This window comes from Erythrobacter sp. JB2-19 (genome assembly GCF_057365005.1).
In genome coordinates this window covers 666,739-692,683 of record NZ_CP200290.1, presented here as the reverse complement: position 1 = coordinate 692,683, position 25,945 = coordinate 666,739, and the positions used below count along the sequence as shown (strand labels likewise).

28 protein-coding genes are annotated in these 25,945 nt (G+C 56.9%); 11 read left to right on the top strand and 17 right to left on the bottom strand.

Translation table 11 applies throughout. The features are described 5' to 3' along the window. Positions 1-4 precede the first annotated feature (4 nt). From hisF to hisB, 4 genes are all read right to left on the bottom strand, one after another. The gene (hisF, locus tag AC0V6O_RS03525; RefSeq protein ID WP_486141581.1) at positions 5-787 is read right to left on the bottom strand and encodes an imidazole glycerol phosphate synthase subunit HisF; all 783 of its coding nucleotides are present in this window, start codon (positions 785-787) and stop codon (positions 5-7) included. Continuing rightward, complete coding sequence (gene hisA, locus AC0V6O_RS03520; RefSeq protein WP_486141579.1) at positions 784-1,512, bottom strand: 1-(5-phosphoribosyl)-5-[(5-phosphoribosylamino)methylideneamino]imidazole-4-carboxamide isomerase; 729 nt, start codon at positions 1,510-1,512, stop codon at positions 784-786. Before hisA ends, hisF begins: the two co-directional genes overlap by 4 nt. Positions 1,513-1,654: 142 nt before the next feature. Then, on the bottom strand, positions 1,655-2,281 hold the full coding sequence (hisH, locus tag AC0V6O_RS03515) for an imidazole glycerol phosphate synthase subunit HisH (RefSeq protein WP_486141577.1): 627 nt from the start codon (positions 2,279-2,281) through the stop codon (positions 1,655-1,657). Then, entirely contained in the window at positions 2,274-2,879 is a 606-nt protein-coding gene (gene hisB / locus AC0V6O_RS03510; RefSeq protein WP_486141575.1) for an imidazoleglycerol-phosphate dehydratase HisB, read from the bottom strand. The genes hisH and hisB overlap by 8 nt, the downstream gene beginning before the upstream one ends. A gap of 122 nt (positions 2,880-3,001) precedes the next feature. Between hisB and AC0V6O_RS03505 the strand changes: the two genes are divergently transcribed. The 3 genes from AC0V6O_RS03505 to gmk all read left to right on the top strand — a co-directional run bounded on the left by AC0V6O_RS03505 (position 3,002) and on the right by gmk (position 4,694). Next, entirely contained in the window at positions 3,002-3,505 is a 504-nt protein-coding gene (locus AC0V6O_RS03505; protein WP_472640728.1) for an SspB family protein, read from the top strand. Between the two features lie 55 nt (positions 3,506-3,560). Next, positions 3,561-3,968 carry a hypothetical protein gene (locus AC0V6O_RS03500; protein ID WP_486141572.1) on the top strand — a complete coding sequence of 136 codons (408 nt, stop codon included), beginning with the start codon at positions 3,561-3,563 and terminating at the stop codon, positions 3,966-3,968. A gap of 66 nt (positions 3,969-4,034) precedes the next feature. After that, positions 4,035-4,694 carry a guanylate kinase gene (gene gmk / locus AC0V6O_RS03495; protein WP_472640726.1) on the top strand — a complete coding sequence of 220 codons (660 nt, stop codon included), beginning with the start codon at positions 4,035-4,037 and terminating at the stop codon, positions 4,692-4,694. Between the two features lie 42 nt (positions 4,695-4,736). Here the strand turns inward: gmk and AC0V6O_RS03490 are convergent, their stop codons facing one another. The 4 genes from AC0V6O_RS03490 to AC0V6O_RS03475 all read right to left on the bottom strand — a co-directional run bounded on the left by AC0V6O_RS03490 (position 4,737) and on the right by AC0V6O_RS03475 (position 8,703). Further along, positions 4,737-5,381, bottom strand: coding sequence for a hypothetical protein (locus tag AC0V6O_RS03490; RefSeq protein ID WP_486141570.1), 645 nt, complete (start codon positions 5,379-5,381; stop codon positions 4,737-4,739). Between the two features lie 90 nt (positions 5,382-5,471). After that, positions 5,472-6,275, bottom strand: coding sequence for an SDR family oxidoreductase (locus AC0V6O_RS03485; protein ID WP_486145480.1), 804 nt, complete (start codon positions 6,273-6,275; stop codon positions 5,472-5,474). A gap of 26 nt (positions 6,276-6,301) precedes the next feature. Then, positions 6,302-7,441, bottom strand: a complete 1,140-nt coding sequence (locus AC0V6O_RS03480; RefSeq protein ID WP_486141568.1) for an acyl-CoA dehydrogenase family protein — start codon at positions 7,439-7,441, stop codon at positions 6,302-6,304. An 83-nt stretch (positions 7,442-7,524) separates the two neighbouring features. Next, complete coding sequence (locus AC0V6O_RS03475; protein ID WP_486141566.1) at positions 7,525-8,703, bottom strand: acyl-CoA dehydrogenase family protein; 1,179 nt, start codon at positions 8,701-8,703, stop codon at positions 7,525-7,527. 259 nt (positions 8,704-8,962) lie between these two features. Here AC0V6O_RS03475 and AC0V6O_RS03470 point away from each other — a divergent pair, with 259 nt between their 5' ends. From AC0V6O_RS03470 to AC0V6O_RS03455, 4 genes are all read left to right on the top strand, one after another. Beyond that, positions 8,963-10,399 (top strand): MFS transporter, encoded by a 1,437-nt coding sequence (locus AC0V6O_RS03470; protein WP_486141564.1) that lies wholly within the window; start codon positions 8,963-8,965, stop codon positions 10,397-10,399. Positions 10,400-10,497: 98 nt separating this feature from the next. Then, positions 10,498-11,832, top strand: coding sequence for an acyl-CoA dehydrogenase family protein (locus AC0V6O_RS03465; protein WP_486141562.1), 1,335 nt, complete (start codon positions 10,498-10,500; stop codon positions 11,830-11,832). A gap of 24 nt (positions 11,833-11,856) precedes the next feature. Beyond that, positions 11,857-12,945, top strand: a complete 1,089-nt coding sequence (locus AC0V6O_RS03460; protein ID WP_486141560.1) for a Zn-dependent alcohol dehydrogenase — start codon at positions 11,857-11,859, stop codon at positions 12,943-12,945. After that, complete coding sequence (locus AC0V6O_RS03455) at positions 12,945-14,036, top strand: phosphotransferase family protein (RefSeq protein ID WP_486141558.1); 1,092 nt, start codon at positions 12,945-12,947, stop codon at positions 14,034-14,036. Before AC0V6O_RS03460 ends, AC0V6O_RS03455 begins: the two co-directional genes overlap by 1 nt. Before the next feature lie 63 nt (positions 14,037-14,099). On the opposite strand, the gene AC0V6O_RS03450 is transcribed toward AC0V6O_RS03455, so the two are convergent. Then, positions 14,100-16,499, bottom strand: a complete 2,400-nt coding sequence (locus tag AC0V6O_RS03450) for a S8 family peptidase (RefSeq protein WP_486141556.1) — start codon at positions 16,497-16,499, stop codon at positions 14,100-14,102. A 224-nt stretch (positions 16,500-16,723) separates the two neighbouring features. Here AC0V6O_RS03450 and dapD point away from each other — a divergent pair, with 224 nt between their 5' ends. Next, on the top strand, positions 16,724-17,560 hold the full coding sequence (gene dapD, locus AC0V6O_RS03445) for a 2,3,4,5-tetrahydropyridine-2,6-dicarboxylate N-succinyltransferase (protein ID WP_486141554.1): 837 nt from the start codon (positions 16,724-16,726) through the stop codon (positions 17,558-17,560). Positions 17,561-17,648: 88 nt separating this feature from the next. Next, entirely contained in the window at positions 17,649-17,801 is a 153-nt protein-coding gene (locus AC0V6O_RS03440; protein WP_472640718.1) for a hypothetical protein, read from the top strand. A 41-nt stretch (positions 17,802-17,842) separates the two neighbouring features. Here AC0V6O_RS03440 and AC0V6O_RS03435 read toward each other — a convergent pair whose 3' ends face one another. Beyond that, a complete protein-coding gene (locus tag AC0V6O_RS03435; protein ID WP_486141552.1) occupies positions 17,843-19,132 on the bottom strand; it encodes a dipeptidase in 1,290 nt (429 codons plus the stop codon). Between the two features lie 176 nt (positions 19,133-19,308). On the opposite strand from AC0V6O_RS03435, the gene AC0V6O_RS03430 reads away from it, so the two are divergent. After that, on the top strand, positions 19,309-19,701 hold the full coding sequence (locus AC0V6O_RS03430) for a DoxX family protein (RefSeq protein WP_486141550.1): 393 nt from the start codon (positions 19,309-19,311) through the stop codon (positions 19,699-19,701). Positions 19,702-19,730: 29 nt separating this feature from the next. On the opposite strand, the gene AC0V6O_RS03425 is transcribed toward AC0V6O_RS03430, so the two are convergent. Next, positions 19,731-19,982 carry an SWIB/MDM2 domain-containing protein gene (locus AC0V6O_RS03425; RefSeq protein WP_472640715.1) on the bottom strand — a complete coding sequence of 84 codons (252 nt, stop codon included), beginning with the start codon at positions 19,980-19,982 and terminating at the stop codon, positions 19,731-19,733. Between the two features lie 56 nt (positions 19,983-20,038). Continuing rightward, positions 20,039-20,629 carry a YbhB/YbcL family Raf kinase inhibitor-like protein gene (locus tag AC0V6O_RS03420; protein ID WP_486141548.1) on the bottom strand — a complete coding sequence of 197 codons (591 nt, stop codon included), beginning with the start codon at positions 20,627-20,629 and terminating at the stop codon, positions 20,039-20,041. Positions 20,630-20,918: 289 nt separating this feature from the next. Here AC0V6O_RS03420 and AC0V6O_RS03415 point away from each other — a divergent pair, with 289 nt between their 5' ends. Then, complete coding sequence (locus AC0V6O_RS03415; RefSeq protein ID WP_486141546.1) at positions 20,919-22,376, top strand: S41 family peptidase; 1,458 nt, start codon at positions 20,919-20,921, stop codon at positions 22,374-22,376. 28 nt (positions 22,377-22,404) lie between these two features. Here AC0V6O_RS03415 and AC0V6O_RS03410 read toward each other — a convergent pair whose 3' ends face one another. The 5 genes from AC0V6O_RS03410 to AC0V6O_RS03390 form a co-directional block, all read right to left on the bottom strand. Then, positions 22,405-22,803, bottom strand: coding sequence for a response regulator (locus AC0V6O_RS03410; RefSeq protein WP_486141544.1), 399 nt, complete (start codon positions 22,801-22,803; stop codon positions 22,405-22,407). Further along, positions 22,803-23,885: a PAS domain-containing protein gene (locus tag AC0V6O_RS03405; RefSeq protein ID WP_486141542.1), complete on the bottom strand. Its 1,083-nt coding sequence runs from the start codon at positions 23,883-23,885 to the stop codon at positions 22,803-22,805. The genes AC0V6O_RS03410 and AC0V6O_RS03405 overlap by 1 nt, the downstream gene beginning before the upstream one ends. A 275-nt stretch (positions 23,886-24,160) precedes the next feature. Next, positions 24,161-24,595, bottom strand: a complete 435-nt coding sequence (locus AC0V6O_RS03400) for a hypothetical protein (RefSeq protein WP_486141540.1) — start codon at positions 24,593-24,595, stop codon at positions 24,161-24,163. Next, entirely contained in the window at positions 24,592-24,999 is a 408-nt protein-coding gene (locus tag AC0V6O_RS03395; RefSeq protein ID WP_486141538.1) for a COG3650 family protein, read from the bottom strand. The genes AC0V6O_RS03400 and AC0V6O_RS03395 overlap by 4 nt, the downstream gene beginning before the upstream one ends. Before the next feature lie 213 nt (positions 25,000-25,212). Beyond that, the gene (locus tag AC0V6O_RS03390; protein WP_486141536.1) at positions 25,213-25,779 is read right to left on the bottom strand and encodes a fasciclin domain-containing protein; all 567 of its coding nucleotides are present in this window, start codon (positions 25,777-25,779) and stop codon (positions 25,213-25,215) included. Between the last annotated feature and the right edge of the window lie 166 nt (positions 25,780-25,945).

The window sequence follows — 25,945 nt, the reverse complement described above, 5'->3', positions numbered from 1 at the left end:
TTGCCTAAACGCCGCGTGCGGGCAAGCCAGCGGCTCTCAGCGCCTCATGCGCCTCAGAGACGGTGTGCTCGCCAAAGTGGAAGATTGATGCGGCCAAAACGGCGCTCGCATGGCCTTTGGTCACGCCCTCCACCAGATGATCGAGTGTGCCCACCCCGCCGCTTGCAATCACAGGCACGCTGACTTTGTCCGCGATTGTACGGATCAATTCCAGATCATATCCGGCCTTGGTCCCATCGCCGTCCATGCTGGTGACCAGCAGTTCGCCTGCGCCCAGATCAGCGACTTTCTGGGCATAAGCGACTGCATCAATGCCGGTTGGTTTGCGCCCGCCGTGGGTGAATATTTCCCACTCCGGCACCGCCTCACCAATCGGCAGGATTACACGCCGCGCGTCCACGCTGGCGACGACGCATTGGCTGCCAAATCGTGCGGCTATCTCGCTCACCAGCTCTGGCCGGGCAACTGCGGCAGAATTGATCGCGACTTTGTCAGCGCCCGCGAGGAGCAGTTCGCGTGCATCCTCGACGCTGCGAACCCCGCCGCCAACGGTCAATGGCATGAAGCACACTTCTGCCGTGCGGCGAACCATATCAAGCAAGGTACCGCGCCCTTCATGACTGGCAGAAATGTCGAGAAAACACAGCTCATCCGCGCCCGCCGCGTCATAGGCGCGGGCTTGCTCAACGGGATCGCCGGCGTCTTTGAGATCGACGAAATTGACGCCTTTAACCACGCGGCCGTCTGCCACATCAAGGCAGGGTATGACGCGGATACGGACGGTCATGCCCGCTCTGCCATCGCAATAGCTGCTGCAAGATCCAGCTTGCCTTCGTACAAAGCACGGCCAGTAATTACGCCTTCGATACCCTCTTGTGCATGCAGCGACAGCACGTGAATATCATCCAAACCCTTCACCCCGCCGCTGGCGATTACAGGAATATCCACCTGCCGTGCGAGTTCCAGCGTTGCGTCGATATTCGCGCCTTTGAGCAGGCCATCGCGGCCAATATCGGTGAACAGCAGGCTAGCGACGCCTGCGTCCTCAAACCGGCGAGCGAGATCAACCACGGGCACATCGGAGACATCGGCCCAGCCTTCGGTCGCGACCATGCCGTCTTTCGCATCGACCGCGACGACGATGCCGCCTTCCCATTCGCGCGCCATCTCTTTCACAAATTCAGGGTTTTTGAGCGCGGCAGAGCCCATCACCACGCGCGAGACGCCGAGCTTGAACCAGCCTTCCACGCCGGCCGCATCACGGATACCCCCGCCCAATTGCACATGGCCGGGAAAGGCCGCGATTATGGCTTCCACGGCCTCTCGGTTTTCCGTGCGCCCGGCAAAGCTGCCATCAAGATCGACCACATGCAGGTGCTGCGCACCAGCCTCGGCAAATAGCTGCGCCTGAGCGGAGGGATTGTCGCCATAGACGGTCGCGCGGTCCATATCGCCCTCGGCGAGACGCACGACTTCGCCGTTCTTAAGATCGATGGCAGGAAAGATAATCATTGGAGGTGCTTTCTTGGGCGTTGCCGCAGCCAGCCCGCGCCCTCCACCCTTCCACCCGGATTATCACGCCGGGTCATGATCCTAGTGGAAGGGTGGAGGGTGCGGGTGGCTAGGCTACGAGTTTTATCGAGCCACAAAAGATTCAAGGCATCCATCGCAGGAACCTCTCTAATGTCTCCAGCCCATAAGACTGGCTCTTTTCTGGGTGGAATTGCACGCCGAGCATATTTTCCTTGCCAACCGCCGCCACAAGCCCTTCACCATGATCGGTCAGAGCGGCAATGTGCTGCGGGTCTTCGGCGGCGAAGTGGTAGGAATGGAGAAAATAGGCCTCGCCCTCCTCCACCACATGATGGCTGCGCGCATGCGGCAGCAATGCTACATCGTTCCAGCCCATATGCGGCACTTTGATCGCCAGGTCGGTCGGTTCGATCAACTGCACTTCGCCGGGAATCCAGCCAAGTCCAGCGGTTGTCCCATGCTCAAGTCCGCGAGTGCAGAGTAGCTGCATGCCGACACAAATGCCCAAGAAGGGCGCGCCGCCCACTTGCACGCGCTCTGTCATCGCCTCCACCATGCCGGGAATTGCGCGCAGGCCCTCAGCGCAGGCTTTGAACGAGCCAACACCGGGCAGGACAATCCGATCCGCCGCGCGCACCACGTTTGGGTTGGCAGTCACCTCGACCGATGCCCCAACCGCTTTCAAAGCATTGTGAACAGAGTGAAGGTTGCCCGCGCCATAGTCGATAAGCGCGACCCTCTCACCCACCGAGCTGCCCCTTGGTGCTGGGGATCATACCCGCTTTGCGTGGGTCTTGCTCCACCGCGCCCCGCATAGCGCGGGCAAAGCCCTTATAGATCGCCTCGCAAATGTGGTGGTTGTTGCTGCCATAGAGCAGCTCCACATGCAAGGTGATGCCAGCGGTCTGCGCGACCGATTGGAACCAGTGCTCGATCAGTTCCGTGTCCCACTCGCCCAGTTTTTCCTGAGTAAAGCCAGCGTTCCAAACCAGAAATGGTCGGCCAGAAATGTCGAGCGCAACGCGCGCCAATGTCTCATCCATAGGGGAATAGGCGCTGCCATAACGGCCAATTCCGGCCTTATCGCCCAGCGCATCGGACAATGCCTGACCCAGCGCAATCGCGCTGTCTTCCGTCGTGTGGTGCTGATCCACATGCAGATCGCCCACCACCTTCATCGACACATCGATCAGGGAATGCTTGGCAAATTGCTCGACCATATGATCGAGAAACCCAATGCCGGTGGAGATGTCATAAGCGCCAGTGCCATCGAGATTGACCGTAATGGCAATCTCGGTTTCCGCCGTTTTGCGCTCTATCGTGCCTGTGCGAGCTGTTTTTTGCATAAAACGCGCTATAGGCGCACCGCAAATTGAAGCAAGCGCTCGCACACTACTGGGCGTAACTGCCAAGTTAAGTTACCAATTTGCTTGACCAGCGCGGCGCGCCTCGCCACCCTTTAAGCATAATGACCGAAGACACCCCCGATAGCCTGATCCCCTATGATGAGATCGTCCAAGAGGCACTGCGCGCCGTGGTTGGCCGCGTGCTTGGCGAAATTGTCGCTGGAGGCAGCGAGCTTCCTGGCACGCATCATTTCTACATCACCTTCAAAACCGAGGCGCCTGGGGTCTCGATACCGCCGCACCTGCACGAACGGTTCCCGGATGAAATGACCATCGTGCTGCAAAACAAATTTTGGGATTTGGAAGTCACCGACGAAGGTTTCTCCGTGGGGCTGTCATTCAATCAGATCCCGGCCAAACTGTCCGTACCATTTGCCTCGATCACCGCATTTGTCGATCCGGCCGTGGATTTCGGCCTGCAATTCCAGGCGACGGTCGCCGATATGGCACCGGAAGAGCATGAGGACGCCGAAAACGACCTCATCGAAAGTGATGGCGAGGAAGCAGCCGAGGGCGCAGATGATGGCTCTAACGTGGTCACAGTGGATTTCGGACGCAAGAAATAACCGCTCTGCCCAAAGGGCAAGGCGGATCAATGGCGCACACCCGTGCATTGAGTGAATGATGAGCAGTTTAAAAGAACCATCACGGGACTTGGTCCTCGCTTCGTCATCCGATGATGAGAACGGAGAGGTTCGCGTGCTCGGCCCCAGCACCAACCCGGCGACAAACCTGCTGATCGCGGATGTTGTGCTGCGCGGGGCCTCCACACTGTTTCGCAAGCAAGCGGAAAAGGGCATTGTTAGCACCAGCGAGGACGAGCAAGGCGCACGTGACATGCTGGACGGGCGCGGGATTTTGACCACTTTGGCGCTTTACGGTGCCAGCAAACTCGCCACGCGTTCCGTGCCGGGCCTTGCGATTGTGGCGGGCGGGTTGCTGGCCAAGACGCTGTATGATCGTGGAAAATCGGTCGAACTGCAGCGCTCCGCACGCTCAAAAGAGAGTGCAAACGAACCCTTGGACTAAGGCCAATCTTGCCCGTGCGCGGTCACAAGACTTGATTTAACTGTCCAGTTTGCGGCATCGGGCCGCATGGGCGACACACCACAGCATACCAATAATGATCCCGGCCACCTCAATCGCCGCGGCTTAATGTTCATTCTTTCCTCGCCGTCGGGCGCGGGCAAGACGACTTTGTCACGCATGCTGCTGGAGGCGGATCCGGAAATCGCCTTGTCCGTCTCGGCCACAACGCGCCCGCCGCGCAAGGGAGAGATTGACGGCGTACACTATCACTTCGTCTCGGACGCGAAGTTCGATCAAATGGTCGAAGAGGATGATTTTTACGAATGGGCCCCGGTTTTCGATCACCGCTATGGAACGCCCAAAGGGCTGATCCGCAACGCTTTGAAAGAGGGGCAGGATTTTCTGTTCGACATTGATTGGCAAGGCACGCAGCAACTCTACCAAAAGGACCAACAAGACGTGGTCAGCGTGTTCATCCTGCCGCCAAGCCTCGAAGAGCTGCGCCGCCGTCTGGAGGAGCGCGCCACCGATAGCGGCGATGTGATCGATGGTCGGATGGAGCGCGCGCGCGGCGAGATCAGCCATTGGGCTGAATATGACTATGTAGTGATCAACGATGATGTCGATGCATGCTTTGCCAAGGTTCGCGAGATTTTGGACGCAGAGCGCATGCGCCGCACACGGCAGACGGGCCTTATCCCGTTTGTGCGCGAACTGATGGGGTAAATGCGTTCCCGCTTGGCCGCAAACGACCAAGCAAGCACAGGCTTAAATCGTATTGCGGTCTTCCAATTGTTCTAGCAATTCCCTCAGCTGCTCGCCAAGAATTGCGCCGCTGTCGCCGCCGCCATAATTCAACGCACCGCTTGAAAAAGTGGTGCCAAATGTGTCGGCCAATGCGTGTGTTTGCAGCACGCCAGAGGCGAAATCGCGCGTTGTCAGCGTGTCGAGCGGATGAATATAAGCGCTCCACACCAGATTTTGTGCCACCGCGTAACGCGCATCGAGAGCAGTATCGAAGTTCGCCTGCATCAGGCGCTGCATCGCGCCCTCTGGCAAATCCGAAACAGCGGCGATGGGGGTGATCACTCGCATGCGGCTCTGGCTGGTATCGGTAACCACCAGGATTGTCCGCTCCTGGAGGGTGAACTGCCAAGAATTGCCGGTACGCTGCGCATCTCCATCTAGCGCGCCGATCACTTCATCCATCTGGTCTAGCACTGCTTTGAGCTCTTCACTGACCTCTGGAGTTGCCTCAGGGGCCTCACCCTCCTCTGGCGCAGGTTCACTAAAATCAGGGGCCGGTTCAACATCTTGTGCATCGGCATAGGGAGCCGCTGCAATGCCCAGCCCTAGAAAGATCGCGAGCGAAGCCGCCTGGATAAGCTGATAGCGGCGTTTATGTTTGGGCATGGTGTAATCCTCCGGCAGGCGCATCTCTTACATCTCAATTCGAAAGGGGCATGCCGAAGGTTACAAGCTTCGGGTCCATAAAGGCCGCGACTAGCCAGCAGGATCGTTGAACATACTCGGCAGCGACGCGTTCACTACCCCGCCATCGACCGTCACTGTGTCGCCGACGACATAATCGCCAGCGCGGCTGCACAGATAGATAGCAGCGGCGGCCATATCTTCCTTCGTGCCGACACGTTTGGATGGGATCATGGCCGCGGATGCATCTGGCGCATTCTTGGCGGCCTTGTTCATCTCGCTTGGGAAGGCGCCAGGCGCGATCGAAGTGACAATGATATTGTCTTGGATCAGACGCGCCGCCATCCGCTTGGTAAGCTGAATAACGGCCGCTTTCGATGCCTGGTACGGATAGGTTTCCCACGGATTGATCCGCTGACCATCAATTGATGAGACATGGATCACCTTTGCCGGGTGATCGCCCTTGCCACCTGCAACCAGCAAATCGTGCAGCTTCTGCGTGAGGAAGAACGGCGTTTTGACGTTCAGATCCATCGTGCGGTGCCAGCCCGCCTCGCTGAACTCCAGATAAGGCTGGCCCCAAGCAGCGCCTGCATTGTTGATCAGAATATCAAGCTTGTCCTCGCGCTTCGTCATCTCATCAGCAAGGCTCTGAATCCCATCCATCTGGCTGAGGTCAGCAGGAATGCCGATCACTTTGTCTTCGCCAAACTCGGCGATGGTTTCCTGCATCTGCTCCACTTTGCGCGCCGAGATGTATACCCGCGCGCAACCCGCAGACAGCAGCCCCTCAACAAACATTTTTCCAATGCCGCGGCTGCCACCGGTCACCAGAGCAACGCGGCCACTAAGGCTAAACAGGGCGTTCATATCCATCATAATTCTTGCTCCAATTGGCAGGCTTAGTAGCCGCTCATTTCGGCCACACGGCCAGCATGGTAATAGGCATCACCAAGGAATTCGCTGAGCGCACGGTCGCGCTTCATATAGAGGCCGATATCATATTCGTCGGTCATACCGATGCCGCCGTGCATTTGCACGCCTTCGCGCACGGCTAGACCAGCGGTTTGTGAGACTTTCGCCTTGGCAACCGATGCCATCAGATCAGCCTTTTCGCTGTCACCATCAAGCAATTGCTGCGCCTTGATCACAGAGGCGCGCGCGATCTCAACCTCGGAATAGAGGTGGCTGGCGCGGTGTTGCAGCGATTGAAATTCGCCGATCAGCTTCCCGAATTGCTTGCGCTGTTTGAGATACTCAACGGTCATATCCATCGCACCGCTGGCCACGCCAACACCTTCTGCCGCTGCGCCAACCCGGCCCGCCTTCAGCATAGCGTTCAGCACTTCGCGTCCGCCATCAACTTCGCCAATGACCGCGTCACCATCCAGCTCCACACCGTTGAATTTGGTATGGGTCGCCATTGAGCTGTCGACCAGACGGACCGAGTCATGGCTCATATTCGCTGCGTCCTTAGGCACAGCAAACAGAGTGATGCCGTCTTCGTCATCATCGCCGCCGCTGGTGCGCGCCGCGACAACGATCATGTCAGAGCTTGCGCCGTGGATGACGAAATCTTTCTGACCGGAGAGCTTAAAGCCATTGCCAGACTTTTCAGCGCGCATTTTGATCCGCTCAGGGCGGTGCTTTGCACCTTCATCAATCGCAACGGCAAACACGCTCTTGCCTTCGATAAGGCCAGGCAGATAGCGCCCGCGCAGATCGTTGGACCCGTGGCCAAGAGCCGTGGCCGCCAAAACTGAGCTGGTCAGGAACGGCGAAGGCGACAGATTGCGGCCGATCTCTTCCAGAACGATACCAGCCTCAACATGGCCCATGCCAAGCCCGCCGTCTTCCTCGCCAACAAGAATGCCGGTGAAGCCCATTTCGCCAAACTGCTCCCACAGAGCGTGGCCAAAACCATCCGGGCAATCACGGTCACGCCAATGGCGCAACTGCTTGGCGATATTACCTTCCTCAGCCATAAATTGGCGAGCGCTGTCGGCCAGCATGGCCTGATCGTCATTGTGGTAAAGGGGCATTGTCCCTTGATCCTCTCATACGTTTATTCGTGCGGACCACCCATGCAATTTGCCGGATTGGTCATATGTGCTTGAGCGTTCAGTTAGGAGCCAGGCAGGTCGAGAATGCGTTTAGAAATCACATTCAGCATGACTTCAGATGTGCCGCCCTCAATCGAGTTTGCCTTGGTTCGAAGCCAGTTGCGAGAGGGTTTACCGCCGCCCGTTTCTTCGCTCTCCCATTCCAGACTGCGCGAGCCGCCGGCTGACATCATCAGCTCGTGGCGTCGCTTGTTGAGCTCCGTGCCGGCATATTTCATCATGTTCGGCTGAGCGGGATGCCCCTTGCCAACCTTGATTTCATCGAGAAATTTCTCGCCCATTGCACCATAAGCCAATGCATCGACGTCAAACATGGCCAGCTCCGCGCGCAGGACCGGGTCAAGCTCGCCAGCGTGACGTTTCATCGCCGCACCGATCGTGCCGGTGTTGCCGCCATCGGCGCCGGAAATCATCTCACGCTCATGGCCAAGCAGATATTTGGCCACGTCCCAGCCGCGACCCACTTCACCCACTTGCGCAGGGAGGCCGTCGCCATAACTCTTAGGCACCTTCACATTGTCCATGAAGGTTTCGCAGAACGGCGAGTTGCCGCTGATCAGCTTGATCGGCTTGGTCGAGCAGCCTTCGCTTTCCATGTCGAACAGCATGAAGGTAATGCCTTGATACTTGTTCTCTTTGTCGGTGCGCACGAGGCAGAAAATCCAGTCAGCTCGGTCAGCATAGCTGGTCCAAACCTTCTGACCGTTCACAACCCAGTGATCGCCCTGATCCTCGCCAAATGTTTGCAGGCTGACGAGATCGCTTCCCGAACCCGGCTCTGAATAGCCCTGGCACCAGCGGATTTCACCACGCGCAATTTCGCCCAGGAAGTGCTTCTTTTGCTCTTCGGTGCCGAAGTGCAGCAATGCCGGGCCAAGCATCCAAATACCAAAACTGGAGAGCGGTGGGCGCGCATTGATGCGGTTCATTTCCTGACGCAGAACCTTGGCCTCTGCTGGCCCGAGCCCCGCACCGCCATATTCTTTTGGCCACGCAGGGACTGTGTAGCCCTTGGCAAGACATGCGTCGAACCACACCTTTTGCGCGTCGTTTTTGAAGGTCGCCCGGCGGCCGCCCCAGTAAATGTCGCCTTCATCGCGAACAGGCTCACGCATCTCAGCCGGGCAGTTTGCCTCCAGCCACGCGCGGGTTTCTTGGCGGAATGTATCTAGATCAGGCATGGCGCCGACTCTCCTCTAATCGCTCCCACTTGACGCTTACGTTATGGTCATTTGCGCGTCCGCTGCAAGCGCTCAAATGCTAGGCTTCAAAGGATCAGAGCGCCAATCGCGAATGCCGTAACGTCAAGTCACTGGGTCGACGTGGAAAGCCCAGCTTTGCATTGACGCGCCGCCTGCTTCGCTTACGTTTGCGTAAAGAGCTTGGGAGAGCTGCAATGCAAAGATTCGCTGGAAATAGCAGCCAGAAAGAGGTGTCTGCGTGAGCCTTGTAAAGGGGCCGCTGCCTTTGCGGCTGAAATTGATCCACGGCTTTGGCGCGGTGGCATTCGGCGTAAAAGACACCGGGTTCCAGTTCTTCCTGCTGTTCTTTTACAGTCAAGTGATGGGCATGGATGCAGGGCTGGTAAGCCTCGCTTTGTTATGCGCCCTGCTGATCGATGCGGTGGTCGATCCAATACTCGGCAATCTGTCCGACCGGACCTATACCAAATGGGGTAGGCGATTGCCCTGGCTCTACGTCGCACCGATTCCGCTTGCCTTTGCATGGGTGATGATGTGGTCCCCGCCCGGCGGAGAGGCACCGACATTCATGGGTTTGTTGGGAATTGCGGTTGTCGTGCGCATTCTGCTTTCTGCGTGCGAAGTGCCCTCCATCTCTCTGCTGCCTGAAATCACAAGCGATTATGACGAGCGCACAACCCTGTTCCGCTTTCGCTATATTTCCGGCTGGCTCGGCGGCATTTTGATGATGGTGCTCGCTTACACCGTCTTTATGCCAGGAGAGGGCGGTTTGTTGAACAGAGAGGGTTACGTCGGCTGGGCGATGACTGGCGGATGCCTGATTGTGCTGTCGGTGATGGGATCGGCTTGGGGACAGCATAAACTGGTCGCCCATCTGCCTGAGACAAAACCTGCGCCGTTTACAATTAAGGGATGTTTCGAGGAAATCTTTGAGGCGTTTCGAGAGCGGGCGTTTCTGATCTTCGCCGCAGGCGGATTGGCGGCCTATGTCAACCAGGGTTTGACCTTCTCGCTCACCAATTATCTGACGCTATATGTGTGGAGGCTCGACACCGCGCAAATGCCGTTGCTGCCAGAAGGTGTGACCGCGCTTAGCATTTATCCGCTGGCGCTTTTCCTTTCGGCGATCCTGATGTTCTTTATCGTCGGACCAATGCACAAACATTTCGGCAAACCCAAAAGCGCCGCGCTTTCGGCAGTTGGAACAGTCGTATTTACGCTAATCCCATACATGGCGCTTTATGCCGGGATCTGGCCACCGCTCGACACTGCCCTTTCCGGCCTTATGCTGCTGGGCTTGCTGATCATCGGCAACACGCTCGGCATAGTCGTCCTGATTTCCGCAAGCTCGATGATTGCAGAAATCGTCGAAGCCTATTTGGAGCGCACTGGTCGGCGCGCCGAAGGTGCGTTCTATTCGGGCAACTGGCTGATCCAGAAATGCGCGACCGGGCTTGGCATCTTTCTGACTGGCCAGGTTCTGTCCTTCATCAGTTTTTCGCGCGATGCTGCGCCTGGCGAGGTGCCTGATACGACCATCGGCAGTCTGATCCTGTTTTATGCGCTGGCCACGTCTGTCCTAATGGGGATCGCGGCATATTGGCTCGGCCGGTTTCCGATCAATCGGGAAGATCATGAAGCGCGCGTCAACGCCTTGGCCGCGGCGAAAAATTGACCTGACAGACACAAATGAGAGCTTGGCGGGTGCGCTGCGAACTGCCACGGTCGCGCCAAGCAGATTCGATTGCGATTAAGGACTAGAGAGGAAACCTCATGGATTTTCAGCCAACCGAACGCCAGGTCTATTGGCGCGACCGCGTGCGTGATTTCATCGAAACGCATGTACGTCCGAACATGGGCACCTATTACGAACAGGATGCCGAGGGCGACCGCTGGAAGGTCATCCAGATCATCGAAGATAAGAAGAAGCTGGCGAAGGACGCTGGCATCTGGAACCTGTTCATGCCGCCGCGCAATGAGAGCCATCATCATGTCGATGACACGTTCGAATTTGAAGGTCCGGGCCTCACCAATCTCGAATATGCACTGTGCGCCGAAGAAATGGGCCGCATTGGCTGGGCCAGCGAAGTCTTCAACTGCTCCGCGCCTGACACCGGCAACATGGAAGTGTTCCACCGTTATGGTACCCGCGAGCAAAAAGAGACCTATCTCGGTCCACTGATGAATGGTGAAATCCGCTCTGCCTTCCTGATGACAGAGCCTTTCACCGCTTCATCCGATGCGACCAATATCGAAACCCGGATTGAGCGCGACGGCGATGAATATGTCATCAATGGCCGCAAGTGGTGGTCTTCAGGCCTGGGCGATCCGCGCTGCAAAGTCTCGATTGTAATGGGTAAAACCGATTTCTCTGCGGGCCGCCACGCACAGCAAAGCATGCTGCTCATGCCGAACGATGCGCCAGGCGTGAACATCATCCGCCATCTACCGGTGTTCGGATATGACGATGCACCCCATGGCCATATGGAAGTGGAAATGAAGGACGTTCGTGTCCCGGTCACTAATATGCTGCTGGGCGAAGGACGTGGGTTCGAAATTGCGCAGGGTCGCCTTGGCCCTGGCCGTATCCACCACTGCATGCGCACGATCGGCGTCGCTGAAGAAGCACTGGAGAAAATGTGCAAGCGCCTGCAAGAACGCGAAGCCTTCGGCAAACCGATCTACAAACATTCCGTCTGGGAAGAGCGTGTTGCGCGCGCGCGCATCGATATCGACATGACCCGTCTGCTGTGCCTCAAGGCCGCTGATATGATGGACAAGGTTGGCAACAAGTCCGCCAAGCAAGAGATCGCGATGATCAAAGTTCAGGCGCCTAACATGGCTCTACAAATCATCGACGACGCAATCCAGGCCCATGGCGGCGGCGGCGTTTCGAACGATTACGGTCTTGCGTCGGCCTATGCCCATCAGCGCACCTTGCGGCTCGCCGATGGTCCTGATGAGGTCCACGCACGCTCAATTGCTCGGATGGAATTTGGTAAGCACGTTCCGCAAGAGGGGCCGACTGCCAACGCATTGCGCAAAGGCGGCGCGGCCGCAAATGACGCTGGTGGATTCAGCTCCGGCGACATGGGCGCGACACGCTAAGCAAGCAAAAGGAAGAGGCGAGTTATGGCAAAGGCAGCAATTCTGGAGACGCCGGGACAGGGCCTCGTCATTGGCGAGGTAGAACTGGCAGATCCGATGCCACACGAAGTGCTGATTGACACCAAGGCCTGCGGCCTGTGCCATTCAGATTTGCACTTCATTGATGGAGCCTATCCGCATCCCCTCCCCGCCATTCCGGGGCACGAGGCGGCTGGCATTGTCCGCGCCGTGGGCAGCGAGGTGCGCACCGTCAAACCCGGTGATCACGTCGTATCCTGCCTCAGCGCCTTTTGTGGGACCTGCGAATTTTGCGTTACCGGCCGTATGGCGCTTTGCCTTGGTGGAGACACTCGGCGGGGCGAAGACGATGCGATGCGCATCAGTCGCGCTGGCGGGGAAAGCGTCAATCAGATGCTCAATCTGTCGGCTTTCTCTGAACAAATGCTCATCCATGAAAACGCATGCGTCTCGATTGATAAAGATATGCCATTGGACCGGGCCGCCGTCATCGGCTGTGCGGTCACCACTGGTGCTGGCACGGTCTTCAACACCTGTAAGCTAACACCCGGTCAAACCGTGGCGGTCATTGGTTGCGGCGGGGTTGGTCTGGCGGTTGTGAATGCCGCCAAGATTGCCGGCGCAGGCCAAATCATTGCTGCTGATCCACTCCCTGAAAAGCGAGCCCTGGCTGAAGCGCTGGGGGCGACCCACACGGTGGATGCCACCGCTGATGATGCTGCCAAGCAGATCACGATGATCTCAAATGGCGGCGTCGACTTCGGCATCGAAGCGGTCGGACGTCAAGCATCAGCAGACCTGGCGGTTGCGTCTTTGCGGCGCGGCGGCACAGCGATAATACTCGGCATGATGCCACTGGATTGCAAAGTCGGGCTTGGTGCAATGGATCTGCTCAGCGGCAAAAAACTGACAGGTGCGATCATGGGCGACAACCACTTCCCAGTCGACCTGCCGCGGCTGATCGATTTCTATATGCGCGGGCTGCTTGATCTCGACACGATCATCGCAGAGCGGATCGCACTCGATGATATTAATGCTGGTTTTGACAAAATGCGCGCAGGCCATTCCGCGCGCAGTGTTGTGGTGTTTGACTGATGACTGACAATTCTGCTCCGCAAATCGATTTCGACAAGGAAATGGTCGGCACGGTTGAAGTGGCGGACGCCGACAAGCTCGATATGGAAAAGCTGACGGCATGGTTTGAAGCCAATGTCGAAGGCTTTGTCGGACCGATCAGCTACACCAAGTTTAAGGGCGGGCAATCGAACCCAACCTATAAGATTGAGACCCCTGGCGCGAACTATGTTTTGCGCCGTCAGCCGTTTGGCAAATTGCTGCCGTCGGCCCATGCGGTCGATCGCGAGTATAAGGCGATGACGGGCCTTCACCCGACCGGTTTCCCCGTTCCGAAAACATATGGACTGTGCGAAGATCCAGAGGTTCTGGGTTCGAAGTTCTTTGTGATGAGCATGGCCGATGGTCGCTCGCTCTGGAACGGTGCGCTGCCTGGTCGATCGCCAGAGGAACGCCGCGAACTTTACAACGCACTGATCGACACGATCGCGGACATGCACCTTAACAAGCCCGACGAAATTGGCCTTGGTGATTATGGCAAGCCGACCGATTACTGCGCGCGTCAAATCGCCCGCTGGTCAAAGCAGTATAAGCTATCGGAAACAGAACATATGCCGCAAATGGAGCGGCTGATTGAATGGTTGCCGAAAACCATCCCACCGCAGCACGAGAGCAGTGTCGTTCATGGCGATTACCGCCTCGACAATGTGATCTTTCACAAGACCGAGAACCGCGTCATCGCTGTGCTGGACTGGGAGTTGTCGACCCTGGGCGATCCAATCGCTGATTTCAGCTACCTGATGCTCAACTGGTTCCAGCCTTCCGATGATGGCCGTGCGGGTTTGTTGGGTCTTGATCTGCCAGCATTGGGCATTCCGACAGTAGAGGAAGCAGTGGAACGTTATGTTGCGCGCACCGGCTATCCCGTTCCTCCGATGGATTGGTACTTCGCTTACAATCTGTTCCGCCTTGCCGGAATTATGCAGGGCATCAAGAAACGCGTGATCGATGGCACCGCTTCATCCGCCCATGCCAAGGCAATGAGCGACCGGGTCGCACCACTGGTTGAGCGCGCGTATCAATTCGCTCTCGAAGCGGGAATGCCTGAGTAAGTTCAGCAATACAGGCTCGCGGCATCTGCGCCGTTTGCCCCTCGTACTTACCAGTCTGAGCGTTCAAAACTCCGCACTAAAGCTCACCACTGCGCCAGCATCGTCACGCAATGCCGCGAAATGCCCAGGATCACGGCGATAAAACAGACTTGCTGAAGCATATCCGAACGATAGCGGCCCTTGCCAAGCGAGTTCACCCATGACCTCGCGCCCTTCCGGAGACAGCGAGAGCCGCTGTGTTCCGAAAATCGCACTCTCGGTCACATAATCATACGCCACTGGCAGATCGAGGTTCAACCCGCCGCCGCTGACCCGCAAGGGTTGGCTGAAACGAAGGCCCAAACTGTCGCTATTGGTGAGAACGCCGTAGCGGGTCACATCAAACGACCAGGCCTCACTCGTCAATTGTGAACCGTCACCGATCAGCGCGCCGCCTCGAGGCCGCGTAATCCCCTGACGGTAAGCGGCGCCCATCCGCCAACCGCGCGCAAATTCATGACCAAATGCGGTATCAAGAAAGACCGTATCGGCTCCGCTCACACTAAGTGCGTCGTGGAAATGCGCCCCCAGCAATGTATCTGTTTCCTGCAACCAAGTGAGAGAGACGACCGCGTCCACGCCGGCGATGGAGCGATCCGCAGCAAGGCTAAAACTTTGCGTTGGCCTCTGTTCGCGCGCTCCGCTCAGAACAGTGTCTGCTTGTCTATCGGCCCCAAGCAGCACATCACCCCGATCGGCGGACACAGTCAGTCCCCAAGGCCCAAGCTGGTGGCGCGCAGCCAGGGAAAACTCGCTGTTCTGGAAAAAGCCATCATCACCGCTTGCTTGCGGTGCGATGCGAAATGCCGGACGGTCTGTGCCTTGTAACTGCGCGACCAAACCGCCGGCTCCTTGCGATAGAGCAAAGCCAAGCTGGATATCTGGCGCGACCTTGGCGGCAACCCGCGCCGCCAGAACCCGTGCACCCTGCGCTTCTTCTGGTGTGAGTTGCAATTGCTGAGTCCAGCCAAGCTCGCCCGAGCGTGCAGTGTCTGCTAAGGTGAACGCCATCGATAAAGCGCCGCTTGTGCCGCCGCGACTGATCCCGTTCCGCTCGACCACACCGCGAAGTCTCTGAATCTGCGCAGAATTGCGCGTGCGTGCTCCCAGATCAACGGTGTAGGCCCTATCAAATCTGTCGGTCACAACCGCGTTAAGGCTGATCCCGCTAAGCGCATCGCCCATCGCAGCCGAGCCAATCACCACATCGTCGGCTAGCGCCAGCCTAGTTTGGGTTCCCCCCAATGTCGTCGTGCCTGCTGGAGCAAAAGCAGCCCCGATATCAAGAATGCCTGAACCGAAGACCGCATCAACGCCGGTCGCACCAGCATCGCGTGCACTATCAAGCAGGATTTGGACAATCTCTGGACCAGTCAGATTTGGGAAGGCCTGCGCCAGCAATGCGACCGCACCGGATACCTGTGGAGCAGAGAAGCTCGTCCCAGAGAACAATGTGACAAAGTCCTGCCCATTGATGTTTTCAATGAACACCTCTCCATTCTCGTACACACAGCAGATAGCTTCACCACGCGCATTGATAAAGGAGCTGCCAAAGTTACCGGCACGGTTTGAGAAATCAGAGATCGCTCCGTTTTCATCGACCGAACCGACAATGATCACATTGCCATTTCCCGCTTGCTGTAAATCAGCTGCAAAGGGATCAGGTTGATCCGGGTCAATATCGGGGTCTGAGCCATCGCCTGAATTGCCCGCCGATACGACAATCACCAATCCCGCGTTCGCCGCTCGCCCAACTGCATTGAGCAAACCACCAGAAGCCCGCCCGCCTCCAAGGCTGATATTGACCACAGCAGCGCCAGAACTGATCGCGAGATCAATGCCGTCCGTTATATTTCTGTCGCCAAACAAGCACCCGAGCGACGGATCTGAAGGCGTGTCTACACCGCAAGAGCCAACATTGTCGGCACGAACCGCTAGCACTTCTGCATCAAACGCGATTCCAAGCACGCCGATGCCATCGCGCCCACCCGCGGCGACCAATGCAACATTTGTGCCGTGGTCATCCTCTGGATCGACCCCACGATTTCCGACGACATCAGCAGAGTTTGCATTCACTCGGCCTGCGAATTCGGGGCTGTCAGTGTCCAGACCGGTGTCGATAACAGCAATGATCTCTCCGGCTCCGGTGAACCCCTGCTCCCAGGCTGAGATAGCCCCGTGAAATTCAGGTCCGTCGGAGCGACGGAATTCGGCTGTATTGAAATTGGTGGTGGACGGTGGTGGCGGCGGAGGCGGAGGTGGCGGCGGGGGCGGTGGTGGAGGCGGAGGAGAGGGAGCCGGGGCAGAAACTGGCCCGCCTCCGCCAGCACCGCCTGGGCTGCCACCGCAAGCACTTAGTGCGGCGCAAGCGGTTGCAGCGACAACAATTTTCCAGCTGATCGGGCAATTGGGACTCTTTTCCATCAAGATTATCCTTCATATACCCTTCTAGCTGTAGGGCTTAAAACCAAAGCAAATGACAACGCAAGACGAATGCGGCAAAGACCCCAAAATAACAGTCCCCCGTTGAGAGCCCTTGTGACTAAGACCCCACCGGGCTAGCAGCACACCAACCTTGAAAACCGATGAAGACTGCGGCGAATTTTCCGGCTTAAGGCAAATTCAAGAGCAATCATTTTGGAGAAATTATGTCACAAGAGTTGATCACCCAAATCGAAGCTGCGTGGGAATCACGCGCCGACATCACACCGGGTAGCGATGTGCGTCATGCGGTGAATGATGCCCTGGCATTGCTCGACAATGGCCAAGCCCGAGTGGCGGAACCTGATGGCAATGGCAGTTGGCGTGTCAACCAATGGCTCAAGAAAGCAGTGCTTCTCTCATTCCGCCTGCGTGACAATCACGTCATGGAGGGAGGCTCTGCCGGCGAAGCAGCCTATGACAAAGTCCCAACCAAGTTTGCAGGTTGGGGCGAGAACCGTTTCAACGACGCTGGATTTCGCGTCGTCCCTGGGGCAGTCGTTCGACGCGGCAGCCATATCGGCAAGGGCGTTGTCCTCATGCCAAGCTTTGTAAACATTGGCGCATTTGTTGACGAAGGGACCATGATCGACACTTGGGCAACCGTCGGATCATGCGCGCAAATCGGCAAGAACGTGCATATTTCCGGCGGCGCTGGAATTGGCGGCGTGCTGGAACCCTTGCAGGCGGAACCCGTGATCATTGGCGACGGCGCATTCATTGGTGCACGCAGCGAAGTGGCAGAGGGCGTGCGCGTTGGAGAGGGTGCGGTGCTATCAATGGGTGTCTACCTCGGCGCATCGACCAAGATTGTCGACCGCGCCACAGGAGAGGTTCACCGCGGCGAAGTTCCACCCTATGCTGTGGTTGTTCCAGGCGCATTGCCGGGTAAGCCTTTGGCTGATGGCAGCCCCGGCCCGTCGCTCTATTGCGCGGTGATCGTGAAGACGGTGGATGCACAAACACGCTCCAAGACCGGCATCAATGAGCTGCTACGCGAGTAGTTTGTAGACCTAGCCAGCCTAGCGAGCCCGGAACGATTGCTGACTCTCTCCGTTAATTTACCTATAGTCTCATTTTGCGGAGAGTTTTATGCATAAGGAAGGCGATGAAATTCATATCGAAGATGATGACGCACGCGGCGCGCAAACGACAGGTGTGATGCGCTGGGTTCTGGGCATCAGCTTGGCCGCAGCGGTTGTCGCAATGACCCTCGTCTGGGTCATTCCCGCAATCTACGGCTAATTACCAGTTTTGCACTTCGCCCTGGCGGGCACCTTACAGGATCACTCGCCAGGCTCAATCAGTGTTTCAATCGGCGGCATATTTGAAACACTGCTCGAATAACGTTCGGCCGCGCGCAGAACGCGCATCGCATTGAGGCTTGAGATGAGTTCCAGCTCTGTCTGCGAGTAGCCGCGGCGGGCCAGTTCAGTAAAGAGCGCAGGATAGCCTGCGCTATCTTCCATACCGATCGGCCCGGTTGGCATACCATCAAAATCCGCCCCGATACCAATATACTCAACGCCCGCGACGGAGCGGATATGATCGATGTGGTCGGCCATCTGGCTAACCGGCGTCTGCGGTTCTGGATTGGCTGCATCCCACTCTGTCATTGCCGCCTCAACAATGCTCGGCTGCCCCTGGTTGAGCGATTCCTGCCGCGCCAGCTCTGCCTCGCGCTGGCTATACCACTGGCGGCGTTCTTCGTTGAGAAAGCCAGGCAAACCAACGACCATCACAATACCGCCATTTTGAGGCAATCTTTCAAGCACGCTGTCGGGTACATTGCGCGCATGACCGTTAATCGCACGCGCGCCAGAATGGCTAAAGATCACCGGAGCGCGAGTCGTATCAAGCGCGTCCATCATCGTGTCTTCGCTGACGTGGCTCAGATCGACGAGCATCCCAATGCGGTTCATCTCACGGATCAAGTCTTTGCCGAACTCGGTCAAGCCGCCATGTTCAGGCGCATCGGTCGCGCTGTCTGCCCACGGCGTGTTCTTGGAATGGGTGATCGTCATATAGCGCGCGCCCAGCGCATACATTTGCCGCAGGACTGCCAGGCTGGAGCCAATCGAATGCCCGCCTTCCATTCCCAAGAATGAAGCAATCCGTCCCTCCGCCATGGCGCTTTCGGCTTGGTCGGCAGTCAGTGTAAACTGCAATTGATCGGGATAACGCGCGATCAGACGCTTCATCACGTCGATCTGTTCCATCGTCATTTGGACGGCTTCTGGTTCACTGATCCCGGTTGGCACATAGACCGACCAATATTGCGCGCCGACTTTACCTTCGGCCAGGCGGGTCAGGTCAGAATGCATCGCCCGCCCCTCTGGATGGGTCGCGCCGGTGCCTGTGGTATCGACAAAGTCAAAATCATTGATCTGGTTGTCGAACCGCGAGCGCAGTTGGATCGGCACATCGTTGTGCCCGTCAAACACGGGCGCAGCCTCAAGCGCAGCCGTGGCAAGCGCTTCTGCAGGATCCGGCACGGCTGCATCACTCCCAGCTTCTTGCGCGGCAAGCGGCGAGATCAGCAGGGAAGCGGCGAGCAAGGCGGCGGCGTATTTCATGACAAATAACAGCTCCTAAGCATGGACCAGATCAGCTATGCATTGTCTTAGCAAGCAGTAGGGCGAAGGGAAGCGGCTTTCTGCGAAGCGGCGGGGAATGACCAATCAGTAATTCACAAGAAAGGCAGCCTCGCGCAAACGGCACCTCAGAGCGTAGCGAGAGGAACCTTAAACCTTTGAGCCGCTCCCTTGTGCGGATCACCTTGGCCGTGTTTTACGGCTATGCTGGCTATGCACATATCGCCACGCCGGGGCCATTTTTGGCGATCATGTCGAGCTTTGTGCCCGCATCAGAAGCGGTCGTTTACTGGACGGGTATTGCGGAGGTCGCCGGGGCAATTGCCCTGCTACAGCCCTTCTCCAAACCAATAAGGAGGGCAGGCGGTATCGGCCTTGCTCTGTACGCTTTGTGTGTGTGGCCCGCCAATATCAATCATTTTGCCATGGACATGGCGAACCCTGATGGCGGTTTTGAGCTTGGCTATCATGTTCCGCGAATGATCGCTCAACCGATATTGATCTGGCTGGCCCTGTTCGCTGGAGAAGTGGGCTGGCGACGCCGCACGTAGAACCTGTGCGACGCCGCCAGCAATCACTCTTAGGTGAGGTGCTTAGACACCGCAGCCGTCATTTTGAACATTGAGATTTGGTCTTTACCGATCACAGCGCTGAGCTTGCCATCAGGATTGATCTGACGCTTGTCTTTGCTGTCTTGCAGGCTGTTGCCCTTAATGTATTCCCAAATCTTTGACGTCACTTGCGCGCGCGTCATCGGGCCTTTGCCGATGACAGCTTCAAGTTCAGACGAAAGCTGCACCGGTTTCTGCAGTGCATTAGTCTTTCCAGCCATGATCCTCTCCTTCTCAGTGGTGGCAGGTTTCAAAAATCAAAGTCACGTATTCAACTTCAAATATCGTCTTCGGCCCAGTCGCCCTCATCTTCAGCGGCAGAACCAGTAAATGGGGCGACCAACAATGCGCTGGCGACTATCGACCCTTCTAATGTCGCCAACAAATCGGCGCGGGTTGCCCCAGGCATCAATGTCAGCGGCAATTCTGTTGCAAACAATTGGAACACATATTGCCGCGTCTCACCCTCTGGCGGATTAGGCAGCAACCATTCCGAATTGCCTTTGGAATTCTTTCCGGCACGCGGAGGCGTTTCGCCTTCCAAGAGCATGCCCTTTTGCCCCTTCAGACCCCAGACCAGCCAATGGCAATCCGGCTCATCGCTGGCGCTTGTTGCGTCTTCCGCAATCAGCACCAATTCTTGCGTCCCTGGCGGCGGCGCATTCCATTCAAGCGGCGGAGCGACGGCGTCCTCTTCTTCAGCGCTGAAGCAAGGGTCCAGTTCTTCACCAGGATCAAACGCGGGGCTGGTTAGCTTAAACCCACCGCGGGCAAAATTGCGTTCGCTTCCCAATTGCGCAATCGCCAAGCCCGCATGCTGCGCAGAAGCAGGCAATGCAGTTCTAAGCCAATCAGGCAAACCAGTCATCGAAGCAATTTCCTCCTAAATCTTCTGTGCAAACTAGGCGCATCGGATCGCCAAGACGAGAGTTTCAGCTAAGCTTTGCCCCGGTTTCTGAGGAAAACTCGTCCAAATTTGTGAAAAGTTGTATCCAAATGGCAGAATTCCCGCCTTTCGTTGATGCACATTGCGGGCAGACGTGCCTGGCATTCGCCCATTAACGCGGGCGCAATCTTGCTCACTTAGGGTTCATCAGCCATGCTAATCGTATAGAAATACTGATCAAAGACCCCTTTGTAAGCCGGAGTCGCACCGCATGACCATTGGTCGCATTGTCCTGTCCACCTTCCTAGCAATCTCATTGGCCGCTTGCGGCGGTGGGGGAGGATCAGGCCAAACCGCTAGCGGCGGCGGTACAGGAGGCGGCGGCACTGGCGGAGGAACCGGTGGTGGTAGTGGCGGAGCCACAGCAGGATGCGCGCTCGCTGATCAGCAGCAGTTCGCCAAAGACGTAATCGACGAATGGTACCTGTTCCCCAATCTCGTCGACAATACAGTAGTGGCCAGCAATTTCACCGACCTCCAGGGCTATTTAGATGCATTGGTCGCCCCTGCCCGCGCCCAGTCGCGTGACCGGGGCTTTACCTTCGCAACATCTATCGCAGAAGAAAACGCGCTGATTAACTCCGGCTCTAACGCCGGCTTTGGCATCAGGCTTGGTTATGACACGGTCAACAACCGTGTCTTTGTGCTTGAGGCCTATGAGAATGCACCAGGATTTGGTGCAGGCATTGATCGCGGCACAGAATTGCTGGCGATTGGCACCAGCAGCGGCAATTTGCAGAACGTGTCCTCACTGATGTCCTCAGGCGGGCCGCAATCGGTCATCAACGCGCTTGGCCCGTCAACCGCCGGCACAACTCGGGTTATCCAGTTCCGGACTGCGACCAACACGACCACAGAATCCAGCATTACGAAGGCTGATTTCGCGCTAGATCCGGTATCTGATCGATATGGCGCGCTTGTGCTTGATGATGCTGGCAAAAAGGTTGGCTACCTGAACCTTCGCACCTTTATCGTTGCCAGCGCGTCTGACGAGCTGCGCGATGCATTCGCCCTGTTCCAAAGCGAGGGGGTAACCGAACTGATCATCGATTTCCGCTATAATGGCGGCGGATTGGTCGATGTTGCCGACCTGCTCGGCGACCTGCTGGGTTCAGGACGCACGGGCCAAGTGTTTAGCGAGACGGTCCTGCGCCCCTCAAAATCCTCGGAAAACTCAACCGAGCTGTTCCAGTCCGAAGCCAATGCGATCCAGCCAACGAAGATCGCCTTCATTGGCCGCAGAAGCACAGCCTCTGCCAGCGAGCTCGTGATCAACTCAATGATCCCTTATTTGGGCAACAATCTGGCGCTGGTCGGGGATGAAACCTCTGGCAAGCCAGTAGGACAGTTTGGCTTTGACCTGGCGGCCTGCGACCTCAGGGTTCGCGCCGTGACTTTCCAGACCAACAATGCCGATGGGAATGGCGAATATTTCACTGGGTTAGCGAGCGAGGTTCCCAACACCTGCCAAGCGGACGACGATATTTTCACGCCGTTTGGCGATCCGAACGAAGCCTCAATAGCGGCGGCGCTGGACTTTCTTGACGGGCGCACCTGCACCGCCATAGGCGCCGCTGGGGTTCAGCGAGCGCAAGGCTCGGCCCGCCAAACGATGTTGCAACCAGAACGGCCGAATGCAGCGCAGTTTGAGATCCCGGGACTCTTCTAAGAAGGCAGACGGCCTGCAGCCAGAGGCTCTACTCTGCGGCGAAGCGAACAGCTTGAGCGTCCGCACCTTGCGAATGCGCGATTGCAGCAGCGATGACTTTGTCTGCTGAGGCTGGCTTGGCAATCAGTTCGGCATCCAGTTCGCGAATGCGCTCATTGTGGCGATCCAGATCGCCTGAGTGCAGGATGTAAGGGATTTTCAGACGATCAAGCTCACGCGCCACGGGGAAGCAAGTCAACCCCTCACCCAGCGATACGTCCAATATCGCCAAGTCTATGCCTGCCCCAAGCCTTTGAATATGGCGCTGGGCAGTATCGCAATTTGTCGCAGTTAACACTTCGCAGCCGCGATCTTCAGCCGCAAACTCCATATCCATCAGAATCAGAGGTTCGTCTTCCAATAGCAATATGGTGTAGCTCTTGGCCATCACACGCTCCCAACCGGCAGAGTGATAACGGCTCTGAGGCCTGTTTCGTTCCAATCGCGCTCTATCGTTCCATCAGTCGTGGCAAGCATCCGGTCGACAATTGCAGTGCCCGTCCCCGCGAGGATTTGATCCGGGATGACGAGAGGGCCGCCTTCTTCCGCCCAGGTGATGACAAGGCCCTCTTTATCCTCCGCTGACATCCAATTGACGGTGACTTTGCCCTCTTCTGTGGCCCACGCGCCGTGCTTGGTCGCATTGGCAGCAAGCTCATGCAGGATTAGACCGACAATAGAGATGATGGTAAACGGCATACGCACACCATTCCCCTGCAAGATCATACGTTCCTCATCGCGGTCATAAGGCAGCAGAACGGCCTTGATCGCTTGCCCGATATCGATGCTGCCGGATGAAGCATCATCCAGGGTCGTTTCGTAAGCGCGGCCAAGTGCCTGAATGCGGGAATTGATCTCAGCCGCCTCGGCGCGAATGCCCCGCACACGCCCGGTTACATTCACGATGCCCGATATCACCGCGAACATATTCTTCATGCGGTGCGACAACTCGCGCGCCATTTCCTTTGCATGGCGACCCTCAGACCGCGCAGCGCGCACGTCAGACACGTCCCATTGACTGCCAAAGAAATAGACGAGTTCGCCGTCGCTGTTGTAGATCGGGCCGAGGTGCAAAGCGTTCCAGAAAGTTGTGCCGTTCTTCCGGTAATTGAGCAGCTCAACCACCACGACGTCTTCATTGACCAGCGCTTCGCGAATGCGCGCAACCGGCTCCGGATCGGTATCAGGGCCCTGTAGGAACCGGCATGACCGCCCTAATATCTCATCCTCGCCATAGCCGGTCAGGCGACGAAACGCCCGGTTTGCAAAAACTATCGGCAGGTCTGGCTGGTGCGGATCGCACAGGCAGATCGCCATGCGGGTTTGCGCCATGGCTTGCTCAAACAGCACGCCAGATGCGCCAGAAAACTGATCGCCTTTGTGGCCCGCCCGAAACCTGTCGGGCGCGTCGTCAAAGCTCAAAGATACTTGCTCGGATCGCTTAGGATCGCGTTCTTCGTCGGTGCTCACTATAGTCCGCTTTCCCGCCGCAGTGATCAATGCAACGGCCATATCTGTTCATTGCCATCCAAACGGCAATCGGACGCGTGCGTTCCAAGAAATTCGGGTGCCATAGGCATGCAGACTGATAAGCCATTGCACTATAGAGATTTTAGGTGAGATTCCGGCGCAATTATTCGTTCTAGCCCTGCGGCAGACTGCGTTTCTTGAGGATATAGATAGTGCCGGTCACAGGCGCTCAGAGCCCAATTTAGGCTTCCCTGTGACGGCTTAGATGTATCCCATCAAATCTCGTAATCGTCGATCACGCTCATCAAAAACACCAGAAAACCAACCGCGAATATCCCGTCCGCGACCAATCCGCCCGCCACCATCGGATCGACAACAGCGGCACCAAACACTTGAGGTGCGAGCAGCGCCAAAATGCCAATCTTGCTCAAGATGCCGGCCCACAAAATCGGGCCAAAGCGCATCGGCTCGCGCGCTACGTGGAAATACACTATGCCAAAGCTGAAGATAAACAAGCCGATGATCCGGGCATCGATCGTTGCCTCTGGGCTGAGCATGCCAGCCAAGCCGACGATCAAGTTAAAGACCGCAGCCGTCCAAAAGAACATCCGCCAATAACGCGAGACGGAATAGGCGCTTGCTACACCAGCATCTTCACCCTCTGTAATGGCCTGATCCTCGACCATCTGGACATCATGCGCATCGCTCATTCGGATTCTTCCCCAGTAATCGAATTGCTGTCGGTGTAACCGCATCCAAGCAGTGTCGCATCACCCAAATTGACGGTCGCTGTAAACGGATATTCGAAATCGCTCATGCCATCGCTGCATTCACCTGGTGTGATGGCAATCTGCAAGCTCTCTCCAGCAAGCTCGCCAGAAAATCCAAGCCCATTGTTGCCAGAAAATCGGCTGATCTCGGTAACCTCGCCTTCAAGGTTCTCTGGGCTTGTATAGGTCAGCTTGTTGCCTTCGATTGCCATGCTCCAGAACGGCTCTGTCCCGCTCAAACTGATCGTTTCATCGACAGCAATACCGGCAAAATTCTGAGGCGTATCGGCGCGGTTATCACCACTGGCAGTGCACGAGGAAAGGCTCAACACCCCCAGCATCATCAAGCAAATCTGCCTTAAGCCAATCATTTCACATCTACCTTTGCGCTGCTTCTCGCCAACAATAGGGATAACCAACCCCAGCGTCACTATCTGACCGCAGACAGTCGACAAATTCATTCCCGGTCGGGTGTAAAGGCGTATTCCACCCACAAAAAGGGGCAGACCCTTTTTATGGAGCCTGCCCCTTCCAAGCTTTGTTGAAGAATGCTTGAATTACTGAGGCATCAGCACCGAATCGATGACGTGGACGATACCGTTTGATGCTTCTACATCGACCGCGGTTACGGTCGCGGTGCCGCCAGCGGCATCGGTCAGAACCACTGCACCATCGACAACATTGGCTGTCAGCGTACCGCCATTCACGGTTGGGATTTCATATCCGCCCTCGCCCGCACCTTCGATTGCACCGGTCAGCGAAGCCGCATCAACCGCCTGCGCGATGACGTGATATGTCAGGATCGTACCGAGGGTCTCGGTGTCTTCGGTGGTGAGCGTTTCGACTGTGCCTTCTGGCAGCTTCGCGAATGCCTCATTGTTTGGCGCGAACACCGTGAACGGACCCTCGCCAGATAGAGTGTCGCCAAGTTCGGCGGCCGTCACCGCCGCCACAAGGGTTGAGAGGTTGTCATCGCCAACGGCCACATCAACAATCGTGCCAGGTGCCGCTTCTTCCGCCGCCATTGCATCTTCGGTTGTAACGTCATCGGTCGCCGCTTCTGGCGAACAGGCTGCAATCGACAATGCGATGGTTGAGGCCAAGGCCAATTTAAGGGTGTTCATGGGGGATCATCCTTGTAATCTTCAAAAAATTTCGGAGTCATTCGCGGGGGAATGGGAACAAGCCGTTTTGCTTGCTCGCTCACAGATACGAACGAGTCCCCAAATTAGATGTTCCGAAATTTGTTGTGCGTTTGAGCACGAAAATTACACAACTCAGGGTCGGTGG